We start from the raw sequence: 24,603 nt of genomic DNA, 5'->3' as shown, positions 1-24,603 counted from the left end.
CCATGATCGAGTTCGACAATGTGACCACGACATACCCCGGCGCGACGGCCCCCGCTGTGGAGTCGTTTAGCTACGCCATCACAGGCGGTGCGACCACCGTGATTGTCGGACCCTCCGGCTGCGGCAAGACGACACTGCTGCGCATGATCAATCGCATGGTGGACCCGAGCGCGGGCCAGGTGCGTATCGACGGCAAAGACATCGCCGAGGAGGACGCGGTGCATCTGCGCCGCTCCATCGGGTATGTGATGCAGAATTCCGGCCTGCTGCCGCACAAGACCGCGCTGGAGAATGTGGCGGCGGTGGCCCGGCTGTCGGGGGCTAGCAAGGCGCAGGCGCGGGAGCGGGCGGCGCAGTGGTTGGAGCGCGTTCACTTGGATGCGGCGCTTTTTGATCGCTACCCGGGTGAGCTTTCGGGCGGGCAGGCACAGCGCGTCGGGGTGGCGCGCGGGCTGGTGGCCGATCCGACAATCGTGTTGATGGATGAGCCCTTCGGCGCTGTGGATCCGGTGGTCCGGCGTGAGCTGCAGCGCGAGGTCCTTGAGTTGCAGCAGCGGTGGAGCAAGACGATCGTGCTGGTCACCCACGATATCGATGAGGCTTTTTTGCTTGGCGACGATATCGTCTTGCTCGGCGAACGCGCCCGCATCCAGCAGGCCGGTACTCCGCATGATTTCATCACCGACCCTGCCAACGGGGAGGTTCGTCATTTCGTCGGGATGGATTCCCGCCAGCTGCACGTGGAGCGCCGCGATGGCGTTGAGGTGGTCGTCGATACGCGCGGCAAGGTCGTAGGGCTTTACGACGATGGGGCCGAACGCCTATGAGGTGGGACTGGATCGGGGCCAATTTTCCGCGGATCTGGGACCTGACGGTCGACCATCTGCTGCTGGCGATCCCGGCGATCGCAGCGGCGTTCGTGCTGGCCTTGCCGATCGGGTGGGTGGCGCACCGCTACCCGCGTGTGCGTGAGTGGGTGGTGGCGGCCACCAGTTTGCTGTACGTGATCCCTTCGCTGGCGCTGTTTATTATTTTGCCGCTGATTCTGGGGACCTCGATGCTGTCTCCCATCAACGTGGTGGTGGCCATGACCTTGTATGGGCTGGCGCTGCAGGTCCGTTCGACTGCGGATGCTTTCGATACGGTGCCGGATAGTGTGCGCCAGTCCGCGATTGCCATGGGGTATGCCACCCCGCGGCGCATCGCCAGCGTGGATCTGCCGTTGGCGGGTCCTGTGATTTTGTCGGGACTGCGCGTGGTGTCGGCGTCCACGATCTCGTTGATTTCGGTGGGCGCGCTGATCGGCGTGCAGTCCCTAGGCACCCTGTTTACTGAAGGCTTCCAGCGCAATTTCCCCACCCAGATCATGGCCGGCCTGATCGGCACGGTGCTGTTAGCGGTCGTGGTGGACTTGGTACTGGTGATCGTCGGCAAGTGGCTGATGCCCTGGACTAGGTCGAGGAGGGCAGCCCGATGAACTTCCTTGTCGAAGCGTTGAGCTTCATCACCACCGCGGAGAACTGGTCCGGCGACCAGGGTATCGGCGCGCGCACGCTTCACCATGTGCTGTACACGCTGGTCTCCGTGGGGATCGCGGCCCTGATCGCGCTGCCGGTGGGCATCGCCATCGGGCACAGCGGGCGCGGCGCCAACGCGGTGGTCGCGCTCTCTGGGGCGATGCGCGCGTTGCCTTCGTTGGGCCTGCTGACGTGGCTGACCCTGGAGATGAGCATCGGGGTACGCATGCCCATCGTGCCTTCCATCATCGTGCTGGTCATCCTGGCGATCCCGCCGATCGTCGCCGCGACCGTCTCGGGGTTCGTCGCCATCCCACGCGACGTGGTGGACTCCGCGCGCGCCTCCGGATTTTCCGAAGCCCATATCGTGCGCGCGGTCGAACTACCGCTGTCCGCGCCGGGTATCGTCGGCGGTATCCGTTCCGCGACCGTCCAGGTGATCGCGACGGCCACCATTGTCGCCTATATCGGGCTGTCGGGCCTAGGCCGCTACCTCATTGACGGGCTGGCGCTGCGGGATTATCCCCTCATGCTGGCAGGCGCCATTCTCGTCGCTCTCCTTGCACTCATCTTTGACCTCATCCTCGCCGCCGGCCAGAAGCTGGCGCAACCGAAAGGAATCAGGCAGTCATGACACACTTCTTCTCCCTCCCCGCACGCCGCGCCCCGCTGGCTGTGGCCGCACTCGCCGCGACCAGCTTCACGGTCACCGCGTGCGCGTCTGAGGACCCGTTGGCCACCGACCAGGCAGACAACGGTGGTGGCGCAGATACGATTACGATCGGCACCGCCAACTTCCCCGAATCTGAAATCATCGGGCAGGTGTGGGCCGAGGCGCTGCGCGAGGCCGGCTTCGACGTGGAGGTCACCTCCGGCATTGGCTCGCGGGAGGTGTACCTGTCTGCCCTGGAAAACGGTGAGGTAGACATCGTGCCCGAATACACCGGCAACCTCTCCCAGTTCTACGGAGCGGATATCGAGCAGGGCGCCGACGCGGAGGCGGTGTACGCGGAGGTAGAAAACGCTCTCCCCGAAGCCCTAGCAGCAGGCGAGTACGCCCCGGCCGAATCCAAAGATGCCTACATGGTCACCCCGGAAGTCGCCGAGCAGTATGACCTGAGCACGCTCTACGACCTCTCGGCGATTGATTCCATCGTCCTGGCCGGCAACCCCGAGCTGGCCGAGCGACCCTACGGCCCGCAAGGCCTCGACGAGGTATACAACGTGCCGGCGGACTCCATCACCATGAACCCCATCTCCGACGGCGGCGGCCCCCTGACCATCGCCGCACTCCTGCAGGGAGAAGCCACGGTGGCCGACATCTACACCACCTCGCCCCACCTGGACTCCGACGGCAACGAGGTGGAGCTGGTCGAGCTAGAGGACCCGGAAAATATGATCCTGCCGCAAAACGTGCTGCCGATCTACACCGCCGGCGGCGTACCTCAGGAAGCCCTCGACGCGCTCGCCGCGATCAACCGCGACCTGACCACGGAGGACCTCACAGCGATGAACCTGCGTAACGTCGGCGAAGAAAAGGCGGAGCCGTCCGTGATCGCCACGGACTATGTTGCCGCGCGCTAGGACAGAACGGGGGCGGGCACAGTTTCCCCACTTAGTCAGCAATAACTAGACTAAGGGCCACAATTCCCAGCAGCCACCTTTCAGCGAGTATTCGAGGGCGTCCATGACTGACATGCATGACAAGAAAGACTTCAACGTACCTGCCAACCGCTACGGCGACGATGTTGAAGCGGTCCTAATCACCCAGGAAGAAATCCAGGAGCGTATCCAGGAACTTGCCGACGTGGTGAGCAAACAGTACGCCGACAGCGAAAAAGACCTCATCTTGGTCTGCGTGCTCAAGGGCGCGGTGTTCATGCTCACCGACTTCGCACGCGCCTTGTCCATCCCCTCGGAGATGGAGTTCATGGCGGTGTCGTCGTACGGCAACTCGACCACCTCCTCGGGCGTGGTGCGCATCCTGAAGGACTTGGACAAGGAAATCGCTGACCGCGACGTCCTCATCGTCGAAGACATCATCGATTCCGGCCTGACCTTGAGCTGGCTGATGAAGAACCTGCGCGGCCGCCACCCCCGCTCCCTGCGCGCGATCACGCTGCTGCGCAAGCCAGAGATCCAGACAGCCGACGTGGACCTGCTGGACATTGGTTTCGATATTCCCAACGAGTTCGTGGTGGGTTACGGCCTAGACTATGCAGAACGCTACCGCGACCTGCCGTTCGTCGGCACGCTCCATCCGCGTGTGTACAGCGACAACCATTAGACCAGGCAGAAGACCGGGGAACGAAAACCCCGGGTGAACCGTTACACCCAGTAGCTACTTTTCCGGTTGACGAAAGTATTCAATGAAAAATTCGAAAGTCTTGCGCTACGGCATCATCGCAGCCGTAGTGCTGATGATTTTGTACCTCTTTACGTTGCTTGGCGACGACACCCGCAGCTTCCAGCGCGTGGAAACCTCCATCGCAATGGAGCAGTTGGAAAACCAGAACGTCAAAGAGGTCCAAATCGATGACCGCGAGCAACGTCTGCGTCTCACCCTGCATGAGCCGATCACGGTAGAAGAGCGTGAAGGCGTCGAAGAGATCATGACGCAATACCCCGCGCGGACCACCCCCCAGGTGTTCGACGCGGTGACCAACTCCGGCGCTGAAGAATACACGACGAATGTCACGCAGGATTCCTTCCTGATGAGCATTCTGAGCTTCATGCTGCCGATGATCCTGATCTTCGGCCTGCTGTTCTTCTTCATGTACCGCATGCAGTCAGGCGGCATGTTCGGCATCGGCAGCTCCAAGGCCAAGGAGATGACGAAGGACAACCCCGACAACACCTTCAAGGATGTCGCAGGTGCCGACGATGCCGTGGACGAGCTGCAAGAAGTCGTGGACTTCCTCAAGGACCCTTCCATCTACGAGAAGCTGGGCGCGAAGATTCCGCGCGGCGTGCTGTTCTACGGCCCTCCTGGAACGGGTAAGACGCTGCTGGCCCGCGCCGTTGCAGGTGAGGCCGGCGTGCCGTTCTATACCATTTCGGGTTCGGACTTCGTCGAAATGTTCGTCGGCGTGGGTGCCTCGCGTGTGCGTGACCTGTTCAAGCAGGCCCGCGAGAACTCGCCGTGCATCATCTTCATCGACGAGATTGATGCGGTGGGCCGCCAGCGTGGCTCCGGCATGGGCGGCGGTCACGACGAGCGCGAGCAGACGCTGAACCAGTTGCTCGTCGAAATGGACGGTTTCGGCGACCGCGAAGGCGTCATCCTGATGGCGGCGACGAACCGCCCCGACATCCTGGACCCGGCTCTGCTGCGCCCGGGCCGTTTCGACCGCCAGATCCCCGTGACCAACCCGGACCTGGCGGGACGCGCCCAGATCCTCAAGGTGCACGCGGAGGGCAAGCCGCTTGCCGACGACGCCAACCTCGACTCTTTGGCCAAGCGCACCGCCGGCATGAGTGGCGCCGACCTGGCCAACGTGCTGAATGAGGCGGCGCTGCTGACCGCGCGCATCGGTGGCAACGTGATTACCGCCGACGCCCTGGAAGAGGCAACCGACCGCGTGATCGGCGGGCCACGCCGTTCCTCACGCGTGATCTCTGAGCGCGAGAAGAAGATCACCGCCTACCACGAAGGCGGCCACACCCTGTCTGCCTGGGCGCTGAAGGATATCGAGCGCGTGTATAAGGTGACGATCCTTGCCCGCGGCCGCACCGGCGGATACGCGATGACCGCCGCCGAGGACGATAAGGGCATGTACAACCGCGATGAGCTCTACGCCCGCCTAGTCTTCGCCATGGGTGGGCGCGCCGCCGAGGAGCTGGTCTTCGGCGAGGCCACCACGGGCGCATCGGCCGATATTGAGCAGGCCACGAAGATCGCGCGCGCCATGGTCACCGAGTACGGCATGAGTGCGAGCCTGGGCACCGTGAAGTACGGCGATGAGCAGGGCGATCCTTTCTCTGGTCGCGGCGGTGGGGGATCCCTGGATTATTCCCCGCACGTGGCCGAGACGATCGACCGCGAAGTCCACGCGCTGATCGACGCCGCCCACGAGCGCGCCTACACCATCCTGCGCGATCACCGCGAGTACCTAGACACTCTGGCTACCAAGCTGCTGGAGAAGGAAACTCTGCGCCGCCCGGACTTGGAAGTGATTTTCGACGACATCGAGCCGCAGCCTTCGGGCCTGGAGCTTCTCGACGAGCGCTTCCCACAGCAGGCCGGATACGAGCCAGTGAAGACACCTGTGGAGCTGGCCGAGGAACGCGGCGAAGAGCCGCCGAAGCAGTTCTCCCTGCTGGAGGCCTCGCGCGCGGCGCGTGCCAAGCGCGCGAAGGAACGTGAGGAGCAGGCCAAGCGCAACGCTGGGGCGCCGAATCCGGCGAATGCTGGTTCCACCGCGATCGGTGCGGGCAAGCAGCCCGGCCGCAGCGCGCAGCCACCACGTTACGACGGCGAGCAGCCGCCAGCTGGGTGGCAGGTGCCAGGTGGCGCATGGCCGGGCACCCCGAGCCAGCCGGCACAGCCGGAGCAACCAGCGCAGCCGGAGCAACCAGCGCAGCAGGCTCCCGCCGAACACCCCGGTGTGAAGAACTATGGTTCCGGCGAGCAGAGCCAGCAGCAGCCGGAGGAGCAGATCGGTTTCCGCCTCCCGGAGCACGAGCGGCCCGACCACGCCTGGCCGTCTGAGGAAGAAACCACGCAGATGCCGAAGGTTGACCCCACTGAGGTCGCGCAACCAGAAGCACCTGAGCCACAGCTGCCGGATGATCCGGCAGACCACGCTGATAGTGACGACCCCGGAAAGCACCGGAGGGACTAAAGATGGACAAGAACCCCAATATCCCCGCAGTCGCCGACTTCGACCACGCCCGCGCTGAAGCCGCGGTGCGCGAGCTGCTTATTGCCGTGGGCGAGGACCCGGATCGCGAGGGCCTGCAGGACACGCCTGCACGGGTCGCGCGCGCCTATGCCGAAACTTTCGCCGGCTTGCACAAAGACCCCACAGAGGTCCTCGGGACCACCTTCGCGGAGAACCACCAGGAACTGGTCTTGGTGCGCGACATCCCGATCTACTCCACCTGCGAACACCACCTGGTGCCGTTCTACGGCAAGGCGCACATCGGCTACATCCCGAACAAGGAGGGCAAGGTCACGGGCCTGTCCAAGCTGGCCCGCCTGGCGGACATGTACGCGAAACGCCCCCAGGTCCAAGAGCGTCTGACCAGCCAAATCGCCGACGCCCTCGTCGCAAAGCTTGAAGCCCAATCGGTGATTGTGGTCATCGAATGCGAGCACATGTGCATGGGCATGCGGGGCATCCGCAAGCCGGGCGCGATCACTACTACCAGTGCGGTGCGCGGCGGTTTCCAGCGCAATGCGGCCTCCCGCGCCGAAGTTCTCAGTCTGATTAGGGGATAACAATGGTTACAGTTGCAGATTTGTCCACGCCCGGCCGCACGATGGTCATGGGCATCGTCAACGTCACCGAGGACTCATTTTCGGACGGTGGGCAGTGGCTCGCCATCGACGACGCCGTGGCCCACGCGCATGACCTCGTCCGCCTCGGCGCCGACATGATTGATGTGGGCGCCGAATCCACACGCCCAGGCGCAACCCGCGTCGACCCCGAGGTAGAGGCGCAGCGGGCATCGGCGTTGATCAAAGTGCTTCACGACGAAGGCATCCGCACCTCTGTGGATACGATGCGTGCTTCTACCGCGTTGGCGGCCGCCGAAGCTGGTGTGGACATGATCAACGATGTGTCCGGCGGGCTCGCCGATCCACAGATGTATAACGTGATGGCTGACACGCAGCTGCCGGTGTGCCTGATGCACTGGCGCACTGTTCAGTCCGGCGAGTTTGGTGATGCGGCCGGTTCCGCCGACCACGGCGGTGACGTGGTGCGCGACGTCCATGAGATGCTGGGGCGCCTCGTCGATAATGCGCTGGCTGCCGGAGTAGAGCGCAACCAGATCGTGCTGGACCCGGGCCTGGGGTTTGCCAAGACCGCCGCCGATAACTGGGCGCTGCTTAACGCGCTGCCCGAGTTCATCGATAGTGAATTCCCGCTGCTGGTGGGTGCGAGCCGGAAGCGTTTCCTCACCGGGATCCGCGCGGCGCGTGGTTTGGAACACGGGCCACTCGATGCTGATCCGGCCACCGCGGCCGTCACCGCTTTGTCCGCACAGCTGGGCGCGTGGGGTGTGCGCGTGCACGAGGTCGCCGTCTCCCGCGACGCCGTGGACGTGGCTGCGTCGTGGCGCATGGGCACCCCACCTGAGGATATGGCCGGCCAGGGGAAGAGCTAATGGCGGACCGGATCGAACTGAAAGGTCTCCAGGTCTACGCCCACCACGGCGTTCTGGAACATGAAACGGAGCACGGCCAGGCATTCAGCCTGGACATCACCTGCTGGCTCGACTTCGCAGAGGCCGCGGCCGGGGATGATCTGACGAAAACCATCAACTATGCCGAGCTGGCCCAGTTGGCCTACGACATCGCCGGTGGTACGCCGCGCCAGCTCATCGAGACGGTGGCCTCAGAGATCGCCGACACTGCGATTGCGCGTTTTGAGCAGCTCCACTCCGTGGAGGTCACGCTGCACAAACCACACGCGCCGATCCCGCTGGCGTTCGAGGACGTGGCAGTGGTTGCTCGTCGTTCGCGCAAATCCGGGCCGCGTATCCTCCCAGCAGAAGCTAGAGAGACCAGGAGGGCTTAATGCGCGCAGTACTGTCCGTCGGCTCCAATCTGGAGGATTCTGGGGCTCACCTCGATAGCGTGAGCCAGGCCTTCGGTTCGAGCGTCATCGCTTCTTCGGGTGTGTACTCCACCCCGCCGTGGGGGCCTGTGGAACAAGGCGACTTCCTCAACCAGATCCTCATTGTTGAGGTCGATGGCACGCCCGACGAGCTGCTGGCACGGTGCCAAGAGATCGAGAACCAGGCCAACCGCACCCGCGAAGTGCGTTGGGGTCCGCGCACGTTGGATGTGGACGTGGTTCAGGTGATCGTCGATAAGCACGAAGTGACAAGCGACGATCCGGTCCTGACCTTGCCGCACCCGCGCGCCCACGAGCGTGCGTTTGTGCTGGTGCCATGGCTCGACGCCGACCCGGATGCGCAGTTGAACGGCCGGCCGGTCGCGGAGTTGATCGGCGAACTTGATGCCGATGAAGTTGAACAGATTCGGTTGGTGCACAGGTGACACGCACTCCCATTTCAGGACTCGTCGGGGCAGGACTGTTCACAGCAGCCGCCCTGGCCATACTGACCTGGGGTTTTTACGGCAGTTTCACCGCGATCTCCCCGCTGGCGTCCGCAGCCTTGTGGATCATGGCGGTGGTGTGCGCCTTCCTGACGTACTGGGTGAAGAAGCGACGCAATGAGGGGCTGATCGGCCTGGACCGCTCCCAGCTTAACCCCATGATGGTGGCCAATTTCATGGTGATCGGGAAGGCGAGCGCGTGGACGGGCGCGATCGTCAGCGGCGGATATGTGGGCATGGCGGTGTACGTGGTGCCGAACGCGTCCGTGCTGGCAGCGGCCCAGGCGGACCTTCCGGGTGTGCTTTCCGGGGCAATTGGTGGGGTAGCCTTGAGTATTGCTGGAGTTATTTTGGAGCGGGCGTGTGAGGTGTCGCCACCCGCTGACGGCGAAACTGTTGGATAGGGTAAACAATATGACTGAGGACAACCGCTCGAACGATCGTGGCCAGTTGTGGCTGTGGGGGCTCGTCGGTTTGGCGATCCTTGCCACAATCATCATGTTGCTCACCGACTCCAACGTGGGATTGAAGATCGCCCTCCTCGCCGCACTGTGGGCCGCCGCGATTGGCGCCTTCATGGTCAGCCGCTCCCGGCAGGACAAACTTGCCGCCGAGCGCGAACTGGAACTGGCACAACAGGCACACGCCGCGGAACTCAAGGCCCAGGAAGCTGAACTAGAAAACAGCAGGACCTCCTTGGAGCTCGCACGCGCCCAGGAGGGCCTGCCTGTGGTCGACACGGATGTGCTCCAGGAAATTAAGGACGAGCTGGCCGCCCTGCGCGCCCAGCTTGAGGACCTCGCCGGCCGCGAATGGGGCTACGAGCCCGCCGCCCTGCAGGCCGAGGCGCGCCGCGTACGTGAGCTGCAGGCTAAAACCGAGGCCGCGGAAAAGAAGGTGCTTGACGACGAAGCCCCCGTCGATTCGGAACTGATTCCGGAGGAGGAATCGCCGAAGAAGGACAAGAAGGACTTCGCACCGCGCCCATCCACCGTGGACACCACGGAGCTAGGCGTTGTCGAGGACGCTCCGAAGAAGGAAGAGCCTGAAGCGCCGAAGGAGCCTGCCGAACCCGCAAAGCCAGCCGCTGCGCCGACCCCGCGCGCACCTTCACCAGAAGCCGTGGCCGGCCGTGTTGGCGGATACGAGCAGCCAACCAACCGCGAGTCGAACCCGCTGTCCCAGCTGATCAGCGAGCGACGCGAAGAAGCAGCGGAGAAGTCCGCACCACAGTCTGCACCTAAGCATGCAGAGCCAGCGGAGGATTCCCGCGGACGCCGCCGCCGTGATGAGAACAAGGACGGCATTTCCGTCGCCGAACTGCTGGCGCGCGCAAAGCGAGCTGAGCGGGAGTGAGCGCACCACGCCTCAATATTGGCGTGATCGGTGATCATTTCTTGGCGGACAGTTTGGAATCCACCGGTCACACCGTGACGCGTAATGCGGATCCGGCCGAGATCAGCCTCTACGACCTCGTCGTGATTGACTTCGACGACCACGATTCTGCCGCTGCGCTCGTCGAAAAGATCGCCGATCACGCTCGCCACGGGCAAATGTTCATCCACACCTCGTTGGACCACGGGGTGCAGGTGCTGGACCCAATCGAGGTCACCGGCGCCATCGTGCTGGCTGCCCACCACATCGGCGACAATAATTGGATCACCGCCGCCACCGATGAGCTCGGGGAGACCATCATCGAACTGCTCGTCGGCGAGTTCGGCGGCACATCCATCCCGGTCAGCGATGACCAGCGGATAGCCATCCGCACCGCATTGGAATACCGGGACCTCGCCGTGGAGGCGGAACTGGATGCGCGCGCCATGCTCGTCGATACGCTTGACCGACCGGAACTGGCAGACGACCTGATTCCCGCGCCCCCGCGGCCCCCACACACGCGCGAACACCTCGACGCGCAGGCCTACGACCGAATGCACCGCACCATCGAGGATTCCGGGCGCGCGCACATCTTTGCCTCTCTGGTGCGCCGCCGCGCCGAGTTGCAGCACGACCAAGACCTTGAGCTGTGGGCAATTTCCCAGCTGGACTACAAGGAGTGACATGACTTTTACCCCAGGCGAAGCCACCGTCGTCGACGATCTTGCCCTGTTCAAAACCTACGGCCGCGCGTTCCGTAAGACCGGCCGCCGCATCGTCCTGATCCCGCTGGGGCGCGGTGTTCACGCCGGCCAGATCTCCCTGATCCGCGCCGCCCGCTCGATCACGGGCGCCGTCGTCATGGTCACGTTCAGCGGCGACGAGGTGCCTGAGGATTTCGCCCGCGAGAAGGTGGACGTCGTCTACCACGGCGAATTCCCGACCCACGGCGTGCGCATCACCTCTGGCTTGGATCACCTAGAGCAGCCGGCGCTTATCGACGACGCCACCACCCGGATCCTGGCCGCTACCATCGCGGCGAGCGCTACCGATGTGGTGCTGGGTGAGAAAGACTTCGAGCTGTTGGTTGCTGTGCAGCATGCCGTGTGGGCGCTGCAGCTGGAGGTGCAGCTGCATTCGGTGCCGACGGTGCGCATGCCCGACGGGCTGGCAATTTCGCTGCGCAACGCCGATGTCGCTGAGGCGGATCGCGCCAAGGCCGTCGTCGTCTCCGCAGCACTCACCGCCGGTGCCCACGTGGCCGAGCAGGGCGCCGAGGTAGTTGTGTCTACCGCCCGCGGTGTGCTTGAGGCCGGGGAAGTAGAGCCCGCCTACTTGGAGCTGCGTGACCTCGGTTTTGGGCCCGCCCCAGAGAAGGGCGATGCCCGCCTGCTGGTGGGTGTGGACCTAGGTGGGGTGCGCCTCATCGATAATGTTGGCGTGCCCGTGGGCATCGGGTTTAAGAACCTGGGCGACGAAGCTTAAGTCGACTAAAACGATGAGCCGCCCAGGACCCTTGCGTGGGTTCTGGGCGGCTTGAGCGTTGATTGTGGTTAGGCGATGCCGATTGGGCCGCCGTCAGACTTCCACACGACCACTGCTGCTGGGCGTGGCTTGGAATCCCCACCACCTGGCCAGTGGGAGGATGGGTTCTCAACGGTGGACTCGTCGCCCTCACCTGGGTGTTGGATGTTGACCAAGACGCGTTCGTCGTCAATGTGTGGGCCACAGGTTTCAGCGTCCGCTGGGACGGTGAGGAAGCACTTCAGCTCACCGCGGGTGTCACCCTCGGTGTTGGTTGCGTACAGGCCGTCGTGGGTGCCCAGAGCGTTGCCGTCGGTGGAGATCCACAGCAGGCCGTGGTTGTCGAATGCGACGTTGTCAGGACACGAGATCGGGGAGACCTTCTCCTTGTCGAAGCCACCGAAGTAGGTGTAGGCCTCTTCTGGGTCGCCGCAGACCAGGAACAGGTTCCAGTTGAATTCCTCGGCGGTGCCCTGTGCGGCATCGTCGATTTCCATGACCAGGCCGTTCTTGTTTTCCTTGATCGGCGCGTACTCGGTGGGGTCTTCCTCGTTCTTGGCAGCGTCGTCGCCAGTGGCACCGCGGTACTTGTTGTTGGTCAGGGCCACGTAGGCCTTGCCGGTCACAGGGTTCTGCTCGAAGTCCTCGGGGCGGTCCATCTTGGTAGCGCCCACGGTGTCGGCGGCCAGGCGGGTGTACACGCAGACCTCTTCCGGGGTGAAGCCCTCAATGTGGGACTCTGCGTTGCCGTCCAGGTCCACGGTGACCAGCTTGTGCCACGTGCCCGTGCCGTCGAACTGGCCGTCCTCAGGCAGTTCTCCGGAGCCGTCGATCTCGTCTTCTGGGGAGTTGCCCTCCAGGGAAGCGACGTACAGGGTGCCGGCGGTCATCAGCTTCATGTTGTGTTCGCGGTCGCCCTCGATGTACTTGTCGGCGGTGACGAACTTGTAGATGTACTCGAAGCGCTCATCATCGCCCATGTAGACAACGGCGCGGCCATCGTCGGCAATGTGCGTGTTGCCAGCCTCGTGCTTGAAGCGGCCCAGCAGGGTGTGCTTGACCGGGGTGGAGTCCGGGTTCATCGGGTCGATCTCCACGATGTAGCCGAAGCGGTTGATCTCGTTTGGCTCCTTGGCCATGTCGAAACGATCGTGGTACAGCTCCCATGCACGCTCGGACTGGCCTTCCTCGGCCACGCCGATGCGGTCGGCGTATTCCTTATTGCGGCCGTCCAGTGCGTTGGAGTTGGTCCAGTACTGGTCGATGTTTTCCTCGCCGGACAGGTAGGTACCCCATGGGGTGACGCCGCCCGCGCAGTTGTTCAGGGTGCCCAGGACGCGGTTGCCGGTCGGGTCTTCCTTCGTCTTCAGCAGATCAGAGCCGGCAGCAGGGCCGGAGAAGGTCATTGGGGTGGTGCCGGTGATGCGGCGGTTCAGCGGGCCGAACTCTGCCTTCAGCTCACCGGTGCCTTCGACCTTGGAGACCTCGAGGATGGACTGGCCGTGCGCTGCCAAGCCAATGTTGACCTGCTCTTCGGTGGGGTTTTCCACGTCGTAGTTCGGGTGCATCTGTGGCTCGGTGGTGTACTCGTGGGAGCACACGTAGACCATCTTGTTGGGATCTTCTGGGTGCTCGAACAGGCCCAGGAAGTCATTGTTGAAGCCAAACTGCTGTTCCTGCGCGGCAGCGGTCTGGTTGTTGATATCGAATTCTGGTGCGCCCTCGAACATTGGGTCGCCCCAGGCGATCAGCACGGAGTACTCGTAGCCCTCTGGCACGGTCACGTCGTCGGTGGTGTTCGGCGCGACTGGCTCGAACTGCATGCCTTCGACGGAGACGTGCTCCACCTGCGCCTCGGAGGTGGGTGCTGCGTCAGAGGAGGACGAACCTGCAGCAGAAGAGGAAGCCGCCGTATTTTCTTCCGCAGGGGAGCAGGCTGCCAGGGCTGCACCGCCACCAACAGCGACGACGGACAGGCCGCCGGCCTTCAACACGTTACGACGAGTCATGTCGCCGAAGTACTCATTATCAGTAGTGTTCTTGCACTCGCCGAAGCAGGCGTTGCCGCACTTATAGGTACAGGTCAAGCGTGAACGGCTTGACTGAAATGGGTTGGCCAACAGGTTCAGGCCCTTAAACGCCATGGGTGTCTCCTCTGGAATGTTCATCGGTGGTAGTTCCATATCTCAGGACTGAGGAAAGCCTAGGAGGCGGATATGACCAGTCCGCTAAATCTGGGAGACAAGTTGGTGAATAGTAGCGGGGTTATTTTGCCTATCTAGCCGATAGGAAAGTTGACATACCGGCATTGACAAGCGAATTGACTCAGCCAGATCGCTGGAAAGCGACACCGCAAAACGGCCGGTCTCGTCGTCGGGAAGCACCGTGAACGTCGGCACCTGCGTGCCCGGGACCTCCGCTGAGCGCATCGAACACCCAGCGGAAGAAAACCTCTGCGCCCCCTCCGCCGGGATCTTCTCATCCCGGCTCTCCTGGGTCCCGTAGTCGGCCACCGTGAAAGCCTCGGCCCCGTTGCGGCACACGATCTTCGCCAGCTGCCCCTCATCCGGACGAGCGCTCTCGCAGGTGGCCTCCCGCCACCCCGAGCCACCCTCCTCGTCGCTGACCAGCGCCGGAAGTGCCGCACCCACCCCGACGCCCAGCACGATGACCCCCAGCGTCGCCAGGACTTTTTTGCTTGTCGACGAGCGCTTCCCAGACACTTGCGGGGCAAGAAGAGCATCGAGAAACTCAGTGGAGCTGGTGAAACGGCGCGAGGGATCGTCGTGAAGCGCACGCTCAAACACCGCGCGTGCAGGTGCCCCCTGAAGCTTGAACTTGCGGGGGCCGCGCCACGCCGCAGCCTGAAAGCGGTCCCGTAGCGACACCCCGGTGCACATCTCGAAGGCGACGAGGGCGAGGGCGTAGCGGTCGGAGCTTGGAGTGGGTCCAGGCGCGGGTTGATGTAGCGATGCGCCGCCGCCGAACAATTCCGGGGCCATGTACGCATCGGTGCCGATGACCAGGCCCTCGGCGGTGCAGCGGGTCACCTCAGATTCCAAGGCGATCCCGAAATCGGTCAGCTTCGCTCCCTCTGGTGACAGCAAAATATTGCCCGGCTTGATATCGCGGTGCACGATCGTGCCATGGCGGTCAGAGGGAGAGTGCAAATAGTCCAGCGCAGAGGCGATGGGGCGCAAGATATGGACGGTCTCCCGCAACGACAGGGGTTGGCCGCGCTGACGCAAGTAGTCCGCGAGGCTTTGTCCCTTGACCAGCTCCATCGCGAAATATGGCACGCCGCTAGCTGTGATTCCCCCGGCATAAATCGTGACGATGCCAGGATGGTTGAGCTTCGCCATCGTGCGCATTTCATCGGTGAAACGCTTCTGTGCCTTTGGCTGAGAAATCAACTGCGGCTGAATCGCCTTCAGGGCCACCTCCCGGTCCAAATGCATATCGCGGGCCGCGAATACCGTGCCCATGCCACCTTTTCCGAGCTGGCCCGCGACCTCATAATGTTTTGCGCGGGCATCGGCGATGAACCGGGCGCGCTGCTCAGCAGAGAGGGGATGATTACTCATCGCAGCGTGTGTCCCCAGACCTCAGCCGCGTAGCGCGCCAACGGGATACGCCAGTTCACCCGCGTTGGACCAGGCTGAAACTCGGGCACCCCGGCCTGGGCCAAAGCATCAACGATGTTGGCCATCTTGCGGTTCGTCTTCTTCTCGCTCCACCCCAGCTCCTCGGCCAACTGGTTAATGCCGGGGACCACCTGGTGGGCGGGCTCCGTCGGATTCTGAAGCACCGGCAGCGCCAAAGCGCGCAGCAGCACGAACTGCTCCTCGGTCGGTTCGAAATGGTGTTCCGTCAGGCCAACGAAGCCGGGGTGCTCTTGTCGCGGCGGACGGGCCGTGCGCGCATTAGTGATTTCCATTTCATAGGCCATCATTGGAGTCTCAAAGGTGATCGTCGAATAGCCCAAAGGCACCGGCAAGGACTGCCCCGGCGACAGACGTAGAGGTGTGTAGTACTCAGAGTTGCCTGTGGCAGCGAACGTGGCGACCAGGCGCGACCCCATATTGTGCACCTGCCACGCACCATTGACATCCCAAAACTGCAAAAATTTCCGATGCATGGCCATGTCATCCGTGCAAATTTTGAAATTTCCTTTGCGCCCCACCACCACCGATGTGCCAGGGGTCAGGAGAATCGTGGACCCCGCAAGATCATCGATATACAGTTGCCCAGGGCGAAGCACAGTCCGTACACCTTCCTTTGAATACACCGAGCCGTCACGGTGCCGTCACAGTTTCCTCAACTTCTTAAGCGGTTCAACTAGTACAGGCAGCATGCGATCGTCTACATTCAGCCGAATCCTCCCTCTCCTCGCCGCCACGGCCCTATTGACAGGGTGTGATGTCGGCGGCGGTGGCAGCAGCAGTGGTGGCGGCCAAGCACTCACCTCTGCCGCGTTCACCACGGTGGAGGAGACGACGGAAGCAGAAGAAACAGACGAATCAGAAACGACAGAGCCTTCCTCGTCCGAATCCTCGTCGACAAGCGAAACAACGACACGCAGTGGCTCCCACACCCAGGTCAACCCGGCGGACTACGAACGCGCCGGAATGAGCATTTTCACCTACAACATCGACGGCGTGCAGGGCGACTGCGCCATCAGCCCCCACGGCGCGACCTGCCAGGGCGGCACCCCCACCGATGCGCCGATGGTCACCGCCCGCCCGTTGCCGCCGCGTCAAGCAGACGCCATCTATATCGGGCGCGACGGCATGCACTGGACCATCTTCGAGGGCGTCGGCCCCTCCCAAGGCAAACTAAACCCAGGCCAGTCAATCTCGGTGGGCAACGCAAAGTGCTGGTACCCGGACGACGGCACCCTCCAGTGCACCTCCGGCCACGACTCCTTTAAGATAACGGCGCCCGACGGGAAAATTTCCATCTCCGGCACGCTGGTGGATACGCCCGTGTGGGACCTGCCTGAGTACTGGTAGAGCCGCATAAAGCGGGTTGGGGCACTACCGGGCCGATTGATCGGCTACCCTGTTGTGTTGTGACTAACCAGGACCTTTCAGAGCAGCAGAAGATTCGTCGAGACAAGCGCGATGCGCTGATCGACGCCGGCCATGACCCGTACCCGGTGTTCGTCGACCGCACCCACTCCCTGTCCGAGATCCGCGAGAAGTACCAGATCGTGGACGAGGGCCAGGGCGACGGCCAGCACAAGCTGGAGGCCGGCCAGGAGACTGACGACGTGGTTGCGATCGCTGGCCGCATCATGTTCCAGCGCAACACGGGCAAGCTGTGCTTCGCCACCCTCCAAGAGGGTAACGGGACGCAGCTGCAGGTCATGCTGTCGCTGGCGGAAGTCGGCGAGGACGCCCTGGCTGACTGGAAGGCGTTGACCGACCTTGGCGATATCGTGTCGGTCCGCGGGCGCGTGATCGCTTCACGACGAGGCGAGCTGTCGGTCCAGGCGCAATCGTGGCACATGGCCTCGAAGGCGCTGCGCCCGCTACCTGTGGCTTTTGCGGATATGAACGAAGAGCAACGCATCCGCCACCGTTATACCGACCTGATCATGCGTGAGGATGCCCGCACCAACGCCATGACCCGCATCAAGGTGCTGGCGGCACTGCGGAAGTACCTCACCGGCCAGGACTTCGTGGAGATTGAAACCCCGATGCTGCAGACCCTGCACGGCGGTGCGGCGGCACGTCCATTTATTACGCACTCCAACTCCCTGGACATTGACCTGTACCTGCGCATCGCGCCGGAGCTGTTTTTGAAGAGAGCCGTCGTTGGTGGCCTCGAGCGCGTCTTCGAAGTCAACCGCAACTTCCGCAACGAGGGCGTGGACTCTTCGCACTCGCCAGAGTTCACCATGCTGGAGACCTACCAGGCGTGGGGCACCTACGAGGACGGCGCGCGCACCATGCGTGAATTGGTCCAGTTCGTGGCGCAGGAAGTCTTCGGCTCCACCACCGTCACGCTTTCCGACGGCACCGAGTATGACCTGGGCGGGGAGTGGAAGGTCTTCGAAATGTACCCGTCGCTGAATGAGGCGCTGCAGCGCAAGCACCCGGGCCAGCCAGAGGTGACCGTCGAAAGCACCGTCGACGAGCTGCTGGCCATCGCGGAGGCCGTGGGCCTGGATGTGCCGAAGGGCCAGGGCTGGGGCCACGGCAAACTCGTCGAAGAGCTATGGGAGCTGCTGTGCGAAGACCAGCTCTACGGGCCGGTGTTCGTGAAGGACTTCCCGGTTGAGACTTCTCCGCTGACCCGCCAGCACCGCGAGAAGCCAGGCGTTACTGAGAAGTGGGACCTGTACGTGCGCGGTTTTGAGCTGGCCACCGGCTACTCCGAGCTGGTTGACCCGGTTGTGCAGCGTGAGCGTTTCGTCGACCAGGCGCGCCTTGCCGCCGACGGTGATGACGAGGCCATGGTGCTTGATGAGGACTTCCTGCAGGCCATGGAGCAGGCGATGCCACCGACCGCCGGTTGCGGCATGGGCATCGACCGCCTGCTGATGGCCCTGACCGGGCTGGGCATCCGCGAGACCGTGCTATTCCCGATGGTCAAGCCCGAGAAGTAGCCCCGAGGTTCGAGACGCGGTACTGCCTATTCGTAGCGCAGCGCGTCGATCGGGTGGAGCTTCGCTGCCTTCGCGGCGGGGTAGTAGCCGAAGAACAGGCCAATCCCCAGCGAGAACAGCGAAGCAACCAGCACGGCCCACAGCGGTGGAAGCCCCGGGGCGCCGAACGCGGAGCTGGCCGCGAAACCGAGCCCGCCGCCAAGCAGAATTCCAAGAATTCCGCCGAGCAGGCACACCACCATCGCTTCGGTGATGAACTGCGTCTTAATCGCCGCGTTCGTGGCGCCGAGTGCCTTGCGGATCCCGATCTCCCTCGTGCGCTCCGTCACCGACACCAACATAATGTTCATCACGCCGATGCCACCGACCAGCAGAGAAATCGCGGCGATGGCAGACACCGCTAGCGAAATCGACGAGATCACAGTGTTGATCTCTTCGATGCCCTGAGAAAAGTCAGACACCTTGGCTGTTGCCACCGTGCTATCGGCGTAGGCAGCGGTGAAGAAATCGACCAGCCGCTGGCGCATGTCCTGCAGTGAGTCTTTATCCGCGGGACGGAATGACACGTTCGCGAAGCCTTCCGGGCCATCGACCATGGCATTGAGCGCCGGGTAAGGAAGGTACACGCGCGCTTCTCCGTCGTTGAACCCGACCAACCCGGAACCCACCTGAGATTTCGCCACCCCGATGACGGTCACCGTGGCCTCGGACGTGGCATCGCGCACCCGAATATCTTTGCCAAGGGCTGCCGACGCATCGCCCTGGAACATGGCCTGGACAGCCTTCTCCGAAATCACCGCGACGGGCCGGGACTGCGTCACATCTTCTGCGCTGATACCACGACCGGCCGCCAGATCCGTGCTGTTAAAAGACAGAAAGTTCTCGTTGATACCCTGCACGGAGGCCGACGTTGTGGCGTCGGCGAGAGTGCCGGTGAAGCCGTCGTAAAGCACCTCCGCTTTCGGGATGCTTCCCGACGATACGGAGTAGCCCACCAAGGACGGGCCGAGCTGCTGGGAGATGCGGCCGAGCATCTCCTCCGTGATCAGTTCCTCCGGGTGGTCCGCGGCTCTGATGGGCTCGACCCACTCGCCGCTGTCGGAGCCTGCTGAGTCGTCGGAGGTTTCGTCGTCACGCGCTGTTCTCTCCGTGACCGTCACCTGGACGTCGCCCGCGCCGAAGGACTCGAGCCCCTCCATCGTCTGGGCCTTCAGCGATGAACCGATGGTCATGATCGCGATGACGGAGGCGATCCCGATGATCACGCCCAGCAGCGTGAGCAGGGAGCGCAACTTGTTGGCGCGCAGGCTGGTCAAGGCCAGCTGTGTTGATTCCCAAAAGTTCATGATTATTCCGCCTTCACAATCGGCGCGGTGACCGGCTCGCTGCCAGAGATGAAGAGGCCGTCGCGCATGGTGAGCACGCGGTCGGTGGCCGCGGCGATCTCCGGGTTGTGGGTGATTAACACGATGGTTGTTCCGGCAGCGTTAAGCCGGGTGAAAATGTCCATCACCATCTCGCCGGTCGCGGTGTCGAGGGCACCTGTTGGCTCATCAGCCAAGATCAAGCTGGGGTTATTCGCCATGGCGCGCGCGATGGCCACGCGCTGCTTCTGTCCACCAGACAGCTGACTAGGATCGTGATCCATCCTTTCGCCCATGCCCACCGCGGCCAATAATTCTTCGGCGCGATGGCTGCGCTCCCGCTTCGACACGCCGGCATAGAGCATGGGGACCTCCACGTTCTTCAGCGCCGAAATCCGCGGAATGAGGTTGAAGTTCTGGAACACGAAACCGATCTCCAAGGAACGGATCAACGCCAGTTCGTTGTCGGACGCCTCCAGCACATCTCGGCCACCCAACTGGTAGGTGCCGGTGGTGGGCCGGTCGAGCAAGCCGATGATATTCATCAGCGTGGATTTGCCGGAGCCGGACGTACCGACGATCGAGACGAACTCGCCGGGGGAGACCTGCACATCGATTCCCTTGAGGACAGTCAGCTCATTGTCAGTACCCTGCCCGAAGGTTTTGGTGATGGCACGCATATCGACGACCGACATTATTTCTCTTCTTCCGTAGCCATGAGCAGGACTTCTTGGTCTGCGAAATCGCGGTACTTTGTCGCCTGGTTCAGAACCTTGATGCCTTCGTCGGCAAGTGCCTCGCCCGTGATCTCTACGTAAAAATCATCCTGTATACCCGTGGTGACCTCGCGCTTTTCGACGAAGGTAAGGCCGTCGCGTTCCACCACGACGAGAACGCTGGTGGTGCCGTCCTCGTCGACAAGCACTGCCTCCCGCGGCACGGCCAAGACCTGCTTGACCTGCTCGCTGATGATGTGCGCTTTGGCGCTGGCCCCGATGGCGAGGTCCTCCTTTTCGCCGTCGACGATGATCTTGACGGGGAATTTCTTCTCGTTCGGTTTCATCTCGGCGGCCATCTCCTCTGGCGAGGGAGTCTGCGCGATCTTAGAGACCGAATCGACGCGGCCGGTGAACTTCCTTTCACCGGTGGCGCCCGTGGTGAATTCCACCTTCTGTCCAGGGGTAATGCGGCTGAGCTGTTTTTCGTCGACCGTGCCGTTGATGATGAGCTGCTGGTCGTCGGCGACCTTGACCAGTACTCCGCCGGCGGGCTGGCCGACCTGAGCGTTGACTTGGGCGACCACGCCCGGCATCGGGGAGATGATGGTGGTGCTGGCTTGGTCATTTTCCAAGTGGCCGATCGTCGCGTCGGAGGCCAACGTGCCGTTGTTGTACGCGCTTTGTGCCGCGGCGAGGGCGGATTCGGCTTCGGTGAGTGCGCTGCGGTCGACGGCTTCTGCGCCGCCTTCAGAGACCGCTTGGTTGTAGGCGTTGTAGGCCTGGTTATACGCCTGCTGAGCGGCGCGCAGGGCTTCTTCGTTGCTGGCCTGCGTGGAGTTTTTGGTGGCCTGCTCGACGGCGATTTGGCGGGTGATCTCGGTGCCGTCGAGGCGCAGCAGTACCTGGTCTTTCTGGACGCGGTCGCCGACCTTCACCGCGACCTGGGACGCCGGGGCCGTAAGGCGCGTGTAGACTTCCGCGGTGTTGTCGGAGTCGACCGTGCCTGAGGCGACCACGGAATTCGTGATATCGCGCCTTTCCACTGCATAGACATCGCTGGAATCGACGTGGTTGCTTGGGCCCGCCTGCGTTAGCGCGAACACGCTAATGAGGGCGATGGCCACGATGACGGCTGCCGCGCCCGTCAGCCACACCCAGAGGGGTAGATTACGCAATTTCGCCAACATGGATGTGGCCTCTTTCTTCGTCGGAGCGACCTCTTATTGAGCCGCCTTTTCAACTTAAGCAAGTTAAAGATAAGCCTTAAAGATCGGCGAAATCAACGCTTGAGCTGCAGTTCCCCTTTAACGGGGTCAGGGATCACCCTTAGGGTGACGGGTTGCTTTACGACGAAAAACGCGCCCCACACAACCGTGCTGTGTGGGGCGCGCCCGGTGGTTGGGCTGATGCGTTTAGCAGATCGGCATTGACAGGCGTTTCTGCTCGGCGTCTGCACCGTTGATGGTGATCAGGTAGGAGCTGTTATCGCCCTCTGGCGCCATGATGAAGGCAGGTGGTTCCTGACTTTCGATCTCGTAGGAAGTGACTTCGCACTGGTCAGCGCCCAAGGTAACGGCATCGCCGTTGGGCAGCGCGTCTTCGCGGTCCTCCTCGGATGGGAAGCGCGTGATGGTCACACCGAGTGCTTCGTCAGCGCAGCGAATCTCAGAGTCCTGGCAAGCTTCTGCTTCCATGGACGTGCAGGTCAGGTCTTGCCAGCCAGAACCGCCTTGGTTCTCGGAGACGATGCCTGGGAAGGCGTCGACGGTCTGCTGGTCGGTGTCGGACCATGGCTCCTTATTGAAGAAGAAGTACCAGACGGCGACACCACCGGCGATCAGAGCTAGGATGAGCACCAGCGCAAGCACCCAAGGCCATACCTTGCGCTTCTTCTCGGGTTCTTCATAGCCCTGGTAACCCGGTGGGGGCCCTTGGTAGTCCTGTTGGGAGTAGGCATATGTGCCATCCTGCTCTACGGCACGCATTGACGGGTCAGTGCTGGGGTAGTGCTGGACGGGGCGAGCATCATCCACTCTGGCCGGGGAGTCATCCGAGTCATTTGAAGTGTTCCGACTGTCGGCGTGATGCACGTTTTCCCCATTGTCAGCGTGCTCTTTAGTGCTCGCAACGTCAGTGACTACAGTATCTTCCTCAGGGTTCGAGTTCTCATGGTGTTGTGCGTAATCGATAGTGTCAGCTTCTGAAGGCCCCACAACGCTGAATCCGGCAGCATTGGAGTCCTTGGATGGGGCGGTTGATTCTGGCTCTCGGGAAGCTGGGCGCGTCAGAGCCTCCAAGTACTCCGTACAGCTAGCAGCATCGGCAAAGATATCCTCGTCGATGGCTGTTCCAGTCATCTTGGCTATGACATCTGCGAAAGCGCGACGGTTATCGTCTGGTGAAGCGGTGCCAGCGCCAATAGAAGGACCAACCAACGTTAAAATCGCCGGGTTAGACCCGTCCTGAATGAGTATCCGTTCCGTATTGATGCTTCGAAGCAAGAACGACGAATGGTTGGCCTTATTGAACTGGTCAATAGCGCTCGCGATCTGCTGAAGAAGTTTGGTAGCTTCCTCTGTGGTGAAGTGATTGCCCCATGCCGCACGCCCTTCGATAAGCGACTCTAAACTGCGGCCAGTAACTTGGTCTCTGAGAACGAATAGTTGGCTGCCGGGGGTCAAGCCACATCCTGTAACTGTGACTGACCCTGGGTGAGCACTTGACTGAAGTGCCGCCTCAAGCTGAGGGACACTATCGCGGTCAGGTTCGGGCACTTCTTTGCGGAAGACTTCGACTTCGCGGACCGTGGTGCCCCAGGTGTTTGTTGCACGCAGGAGAGTAGAAATCTCGGTGGTGCCGATCTCTTTAAGCTGGCTGAGGCCGTACTGATCGTTGAGCTGCTGGGCTAGGGCCGTCGTGTCCATGAGAACATGATTCCTTATCAAATGGTGTGTGAGGTGGGAGTACTAGTGCTTATTAATACCTCAGGGCATCCCTGTCGATGCGTGGAACGTCGTCTAGGTCGAATAGCTTCCAGTCGTTGTCGACCGATACAAACATCAGGCGATGTTCGGTGTCTTCTCCGTCCTTGTTGTTGACGGTTACCACAGCCATTTGGTCGAAGCCTGCGGCGCGGTAGGCAGTCTCGTAATCCTCTTCAGATCCATACGAGAAAGCGTGGAAAACACCGTCCAGGTTGATAACTTCGCCAGCCCGAGGATCGGTGACCTTTAACGTATTATCGATACCAGCGAAGTCGCTCTTGACGCTGAGGCCGGACATCAAAATGTCACGCCTATCACTGAATGCATTGTCTGCAAGCCATGACTCCGTTTCTTCGCTGGTGCGCAGTTCTAGGAAATCATTGGCTACTGCTTTTACTTGACGTTCATCGTTACCAAGCCGCGGCACGAGAGCGAAAAGGACGAAGATCAGAACAATAACCAGCGCGATTATAAGAAGGAGTCGACCGTTAATGCTCCCGGAGGAGCCTTGAAATTTGTCGCGCGTTTTTGACACAACAGGTGACAATTTGTCCTTTGCGCTGCTCCAACTCTTTGCTGAAATTTTGACGCGCTTTGTCTGCCGAAGAATGTCCTTGGTTCTGCTGGGGTGAGTTAGGGCTCGTAAACTGCAAGTTGTTTGTCGGCGAGGCAACTGTGGGAGCAGCATCCGCTGTCGAGTTGCTTTCGACGACCTGTAGCTTCGCCAGATCACGCAGAGCAGCAATGTTGATTTCTGGCGCGGTAGAATCATTGAGCTTGGAATCGTACATGCGGCGACGCTGATCGTTGCCCAAGATATCCCGCGCGATGCGAAGTTCCTCTGGTCCACCTGGATTGGTAGCGACCCCGGAGTTGATCTTCTGATCAATCTGCTTTGCGAGATCAAAGGAATTTTGGGAGCGGTCGAGCCCTAATGCATCGTACAAGAGGGTGTCAGATGGTTTGTGTGTGAGGGATTCCCCTCACACCAAGGAGATGAACCAGAATGACTACCGTGGCACGACGAAACCCAGAGGACTCCGCAAAGATCAAAGCGATCGAGGAAAAGCTCCTCGCCAATCCTGAGATGGCGAAGCTGATCGACGAGCTCGGCACCTCCACCACGGATGCCAACGATCTCGTCCGGGGCCTGCTCCAGGCCTCGATCAACCGGGGCCTCAACGCCGAGATGGATGCCCACCTCGGCTACCAGCACG

25 protein-coding genes and 1 pseudogene are annotated in these 24,603 nt (G+C 62.0%); 17 read left to right on the top strand and 9 right to left on the bottom strand.

The annotated features are described in order from the left end of the window. Positions 1-2: 2 nt before the first annotated feature. From B097_RS0102715 to B097_RS0102650, 14 genes are all read left to right on the top strand, one after another. Positions 3-827, top strand: a complete 825-nt coding sequence (locus tag B097_RS0102715; protein WP_018581005.1) for an ABC transporter ATP-binding protein — start codon at positions 3-5, stop codon at positions 825-827. Further along, a complete protein-coding gene (locus B097_RS0102710; RefSeq protein ID WP_018581004.1) occupies positions 824-1,477 on the top strand; it encodes an ABC transporter permease in 654 nt (217 codons plus the stop codon). Before B097_RS0102715 ends, B097_RS0102710 begins: the two co-directional genes overlap by 4 nt. Next, complete coding sequence (locus B097_RS0102705; protein ID WP_018581003.1) at positions 1,474-2,151, top strand: ABC transporter permease; 678 nt, start codon at positions 1,474-1,476, stop codon at positions 2,149-2,151. Before B097_RS0102710 ends, B097_RS0102705 begins: the two co-directional genes overlap by 4 nt. Next, positions 2,148-3,101, top strand: coding sequence for an ABC transporter substrate-binding protein (locus B097_RS0102700; RefSeq protein WP_018581002.1), 954 nt, complete (start codon positions 2,148-2,150; stop codon positions 3,099-3,101). The genes B097_RS0102705 and B097_RS0102700 overlap by 4 nt, the downstream gene beginning before the upstream one ends. Before the next feature lie 112 nt (positions 3,102-3,213). Then, on the top strand, positions 3,214-3,804 hold the full coding sequence (gene hpt, locus B097_RS0102695; protein ID WP_026254256.1) for a hypoxanthine phosphoribosyltransferase: 591 nt from the start codon (positions 3,214-3,216) through the stop codon (positions 3,802-3,804). A gap of 82 nt (positions 3,805-3,886) precedes the next feature. Continuing rightward, positions 3,887-6,361: an ATP-dependent zinc metalloprotease FtsH gene (gene ftsH, locus B097_RS0102690; RefSeq protein WP_018581000.1), complete on the top strand. Its 2,475-nt coding sequence runs from the start codon at positions 3,887-3,889 to the stop codon at positions 6,359-6,361. Between the two features lie 2 nt (positions 6,362-6,363). Beyond that, the gene (gene folE, locus B097_RS0102685) at positions 6,364-6,960 is read left to right on the top strand and encodes a GTP cyclohydrolase I FolE (protein WP_018580999.1); all 597 of its coding nucleotides are present in this window, start codon (positions 6,364-6,366) and stop codon (positions 6,958-6,960) included. Between the two features lie 2 nt (positions 6,961-6,962). After that, positions 6,963-7,850, top strand: a complete 888-nt coding sequence (gene folP / locus B097_RS0102680) for a dihydropteroate synthase (protein ID WP_018580998.1) — start codon at positions 6,963-6,965, stop codon at positions 7,848-7,850. Then, a complete protein-coding gene (folB, locus tag B097_RS0102675; protein ID WP_018580997.1) occupies positions 7,850-8,263 on the top strand; it encodes a dihydroneopterin aldolase in 414 nt (137 codons plus the stop codon). The genes folP and folB overlap by 1 nt, the downstream gene beginning before the upstream one ends. Further along, the gene (gene folK / locus B097_RS0102670; RefSeq protein ID WP_018580996.1) at positions 8,263-8,748 is read left to right on the top strand and encodes a 2-amino-4-hydroxy-6-hydroxymethyldihydropteridine diphosphokinase; all 486 of its coding nucleotides are present in this window, start codon (positions 8,263-8,265) and stop codon (positions 8,746-8,748) included. Before folB ends, folK begins: the two co-directional genes overlap by 1 nt. Then, a complete protein-coding gene (locus B097_RS0102665) occupies positions 8,745-9,212 on the top strand; it encodes a DUF3180 domain-containing protein (protein WP_018580995.1) in 468 nt (155 codons plus the stop codon). The genes folK and B097_RS0102665 overlap by 4 nt, the downstream gene beginning before the upstream one ends. Before the next feature lie 10 nt (positions 9,213-9,222). Then, positions 9,223-10,164: a DUF6779 domain-containing protein gene (locus B097_RS0102660; protein WP_018580994.1), complete on the top strand. Its 942-nt coding sequence runs from the start codon at positions 9,223-9,225 to the stop codon at positions 10,162-10,164. Continuing rightward, positions 10,161-10,865 (top strand): 6PGD fold domain-containing protein, encoded by a 705-nt coding sequence (locus B097_RS0102655; protein ID WP_018580993.1) that lies wholly within the window; start codon positions 10,161-10,163, stop codon positions 10,863-10,865. The genes B097_RS0102660 and B097_RS0102655 overlap by 4 nt, the downstream gene beginning before the upstream one ends. A gap of 1 nt (position 10,866) precedes the next feature. Further along, positions 10,867-11,667: a pantoate--beta-alanine ligase gene (locus tag B097_RS0102650; protein ID WP_018580992.1), complete on the top strand. Its 801-nt coding sequence runs from the start codon at positions 10,867-10,869 to the stop codon at positions 11,665-11,667. Positions 11,668-11,735: 68 nt separating this feature from the next. On the opposite strand, the gene B097_RS0102645 is transcribed toward B097_RS0102650, so the two are convergent. The 3 genes from B097_RS0102645 to B097_RS12340 all read right to left on the bottom strand — a co-directional run bounded on the left by B097_RS0102645 (position 11,736) and on the right by B097_RS12340 (position 15,967). Continuing rightward, complete coding sequence (locus B097_RS0102645; protein WP_026254255.1) at positions 11,736-13,850, bottom strand: PhoX family protein; 2,115 nt, start codon at positions 13,848-13,850, stop codon at positions 11,736-11,738. A gap of 84 nt (positions 13,851-13,934) precedes the next feature. Next, complete coding sequence (locus tag B097_RS13065; RefSeq protein ID WP_081617993.1) at positions 13,935-15,290, bottom strand: serine/threonine-protein kinase; 1,356 nt, start codon at positions 15,288-15,290, stop codon at positions 13,935-13,937. Next, entirely contained in the window at positions 15,287-15,967 is a 681-nt protein-coding gene (locus tag B097_RS12340) for a hypothetical protein (protein WP_018580989.1), read from the bottom strand. The genes B097_RS13065 and B097_RS12340 overlap by 4 nt, the downstream gene beginning before the upstream one ends. A 91-nt stretch (positions 15,968-16,058) precedes the next feature. Here B097_RS12340 and B097_RS0102630 point away from each other — a divergent pair, with 91 nt between their 5' ends. After that, positions 16,059-16,718: a hypothetical protein gene (locus B097_RS0102630; RefSeq protein WP_147287075.1), complete on the top strand. Its 660-nt coding sequence runs from the start codon at positions 16,059-16,061 to the stop codon at positions 16,716-16,718. A 59-nt stretch (positions 16,719-16,777) separates the two neighbouring features. After that, entirely contained in the window at positions 16,778-18,319 is a 1,542-nt protein-coding gene (lysS, locus tag B097_RS0102625; RefSeq protein ID WP_018580987.1) for a lysine--tRNA ligase, read from the top strand. Positions 18,320-18,345: 26 nt separating this feature from the next. On the opposite strand, the gene B097_RS0102620 is transcribed toward lysS, so the two are convergent. The 6 genes from B097_RS0102620 to B097_RS13450 form a co-directional block, all read right to left on the bottom strand. After that, the gene (locus tag B097_RS0102620; RefSeq protein WP_018580986.1) at positions 18,346-19,665 is read right to left on the bottom strand and encodes an ABC transporter permease; all 1,320 of its coding nucleotides are present in this window, start codon (positions 19,663-19,665) and stop codon (positions 18,346-18,348) included. A gap of 2 nt (positions 19,666-19,667) precedes the next feature. Next, complete coding sequence (locus B097_RS0102615) at positions 19,668-20,378, bottom strand: ABC transporter ATP-binding protein (RefSeq protein ID WP_018580985.1); 711 nt, start codon at positions 20,376-20,378, stop codon at positions 19,668-19,670. Then, entirely contained in the window at positions 20,378-21,589 is a 1,212-nt protein-coding gene (locus tag B097_RS0102610) for an efflux RND transporter periplasmic adaptor subunit (protein WP_018580984.1), read from the bottom strand. The genes B097_RS0102615 and B097_RS0102610 overlap by 1 nt, the downstream gene beginning before the upstream one ends. A gap of 225 nt (positions 21,590-21,814) precedes the next feature. Beyond that, positions 21,815-23,326, bottom strand: a complete 1,512-nt coding sequence (locus tag B097_RS0102605; protein ID WP_018580983.1) for a hypothetical protein — start codon at positions 23,324-23,326, stop codon at positions 21,815-21,817. 52 nt (positions 23,327-23,378) lie between these two features. After that, positions 23,379-23,921: a hypothetical protein gene (locus B097_RS0102600; protein WP_018580982.1), complete on the bottom strand. Its 543-nt coding sequence runs from the start codon at positions 23,919-23,921 to the stop codon at positions 23,379-23,381. Continuing rightward, on the bottom strand, positions 23,875-24,333 hold the full coding sequence (locus B097_RS13450; protein ID WP_147287072.1) for a hypothetical protein: 459 nt from the start codon (positions 24,331-24,333) through the stop codon (positions 23,875-23,877). The genes B097_RS0102600 and B097_RS13450 overlap by 47 nt, the downstream gene beginning before the upstream one ends. 59 nt (positions 24,334-24,392) lie before the next feature. Between B097_RS13450 and B097_RS13675 the strand changes: the two are divergent. Next, positions 24,393-24,603 (top strand): annotated as a pseudogene (locus B097_RS13675) (IS256 family transposase); the annotation flags it as partial.

It is taken from the genome of Corynebacterium pilosum DSM 20521 = CIP 103422 (assembly GCF_000373805.1).
GTDB lineage: Bacteria > Actinomycetota > Actinomycetes > Mycobacteriales > Mycobacteriaceae > Corynebacterium > Corynebacterium pilosum.
The sequence above is the reverse complement of the archived record's forward strand: the minus strand, read 5'-3'. Positions and strand labels throughout refer to the sequence as shown.

What these genes read in the sequence shown, in the direction of transcription:
- B097_RS0102715 (WP_018581005.1), top strand. Translation starts at nt 3, where the DNA reads ATGATCGAGTTCGACAATGTGACCACGACATACCCCGGCGCGACGGCC.
- B097_RS0102710 (WP_018581004.1), top strand. Translation starts at nt 824, where the DNA reads ATGAGGTGGGACTGGATCGGGGCCAATTTTCCGCGGATCTGGGACCTG.
- B097_RS0102705 (WP_018581003.1), top strand. Translation starts at nt 1,474, where the DNA reads ATGAACTTCCTTGTCGAAGCGTTGAGCTTCATCACCACCGCGGAGAAC.
- B097_RS0102700 (WP_018581002.1), top strand. Translation starts at nt 2,148, where the DNA reads ATGACACACTTCTTCTCCCTCCCCGCACGCCGCGCCCCGCTGGCTGTG.
- hpt (WP_026254256.1), top strand. Translation starts at nt 3,214, where the DNA reads ATGCATGACAAGAAAGACTTCAACGTACCTGCCAACCGCTACGGCGAC.
- ftsH (WP_018581000.1), top strand. Translation starts at nt 3,887, where the DNA reads ATGAAAAATTCGAAAGTCTTGCGCTACGGCATCATCGCAGCCGTAGTG.
- folE (WP_018580999.1), top strand. Translation starts at nt 6,364, where the DNA reads ATGGACAAGAACCCCAATATCCCCGCAGTCGCCGACTTCGACCACGCC.
- folP (WP_018580998.1), top strand. Translation starts at nt 6,963, where the DNA reads ATGGTTACAGTTGCAGATTTGTCCACGCCCGGCCGCACGATGGTCATG.
- folB (WP_018580997.1), top strand. Translation starts at nt 7,850, where the DNA reads ATGGCGGACCGGATCGAACTGAAAGGTCTCCAGGTCTACGCCCACCAC.
- folK (WP_018580996.1), top strand. Translation starts at nt 8,263, where the DNA reads ATGCGCGCAGTACTGTCCGTCGGCTCCAATCTGGAGGATTCTGGGGCT.
- B097_RS0102660 (WP_018580994.1), top strand. Translation starts at nt 9,223, where the DNA reads ATGACTGAGGACAACCGCTCGAACGATCGTGGCCAGTTGTGGCTGTGG.
- B097_RS0102650 (WP_018580992.1), top strand. Translation starts at nt 10,867, where the DNA reads ATGACTTTTACCCCAGGCGAAGCCACCGTCGTCGACGATCTTGCCCTG.
- B097_RS0102645 (WP_026254255.1), bottom strand. Translation starts at nt 13,850, where the DNA reads ATGGCGTTTAAGGGCCTGAACCTGTTGGCCAACCCATTTCAGTCAAGC.
- B097_RS13065 (WP_081617993.1), bottom strand. Translation starts at nt 15,290, where the DNA reads ATGAGTAATCATCCCCTCTCTGCTGAGCAGCGCGCCCGGTTCATCGCC.
- B097_RS0102630 (WP_147287075.1), top strand. Translation starts at nt 16,059, where the DNA reads ATGCGATCGTCTACATTCAGCCGAATCCTCCCTCTCCTCGCCGCCACG.
- B097_RS0102620 (WP_018580986.1), bottom strand. Translation starts at nt 19,665, where the DNA reads ATGAACTTTTGGGAATCAACACAGCTGGCCTTGACCAGCCTGCGCGCC.
- B097_RS0102615 (WP_018580985.1), bottom strand. Translation starts at nt 20,378, where the DNA reads ATGTCGGTCGTCGATATGCGTGCCATCACCAAAACCTTCGGGCAGGGT.
- B097_RS0102610 (WP_018580984.1), bottom strand. Translation starts at nt 21,589, where the DNA reads ATGTTGGCGAAATTGCGTAATCTACCCCTCTGGGTGTGGCTGACGGGC.
- B097_RS0102605 (WP_018580983.1), bottom strand. Translation starts at nt 23,326, where the DNA reads ATGGACACGACGGCCCTAGCCCAGCAGCTCAACGATCAGTACGGCCTC.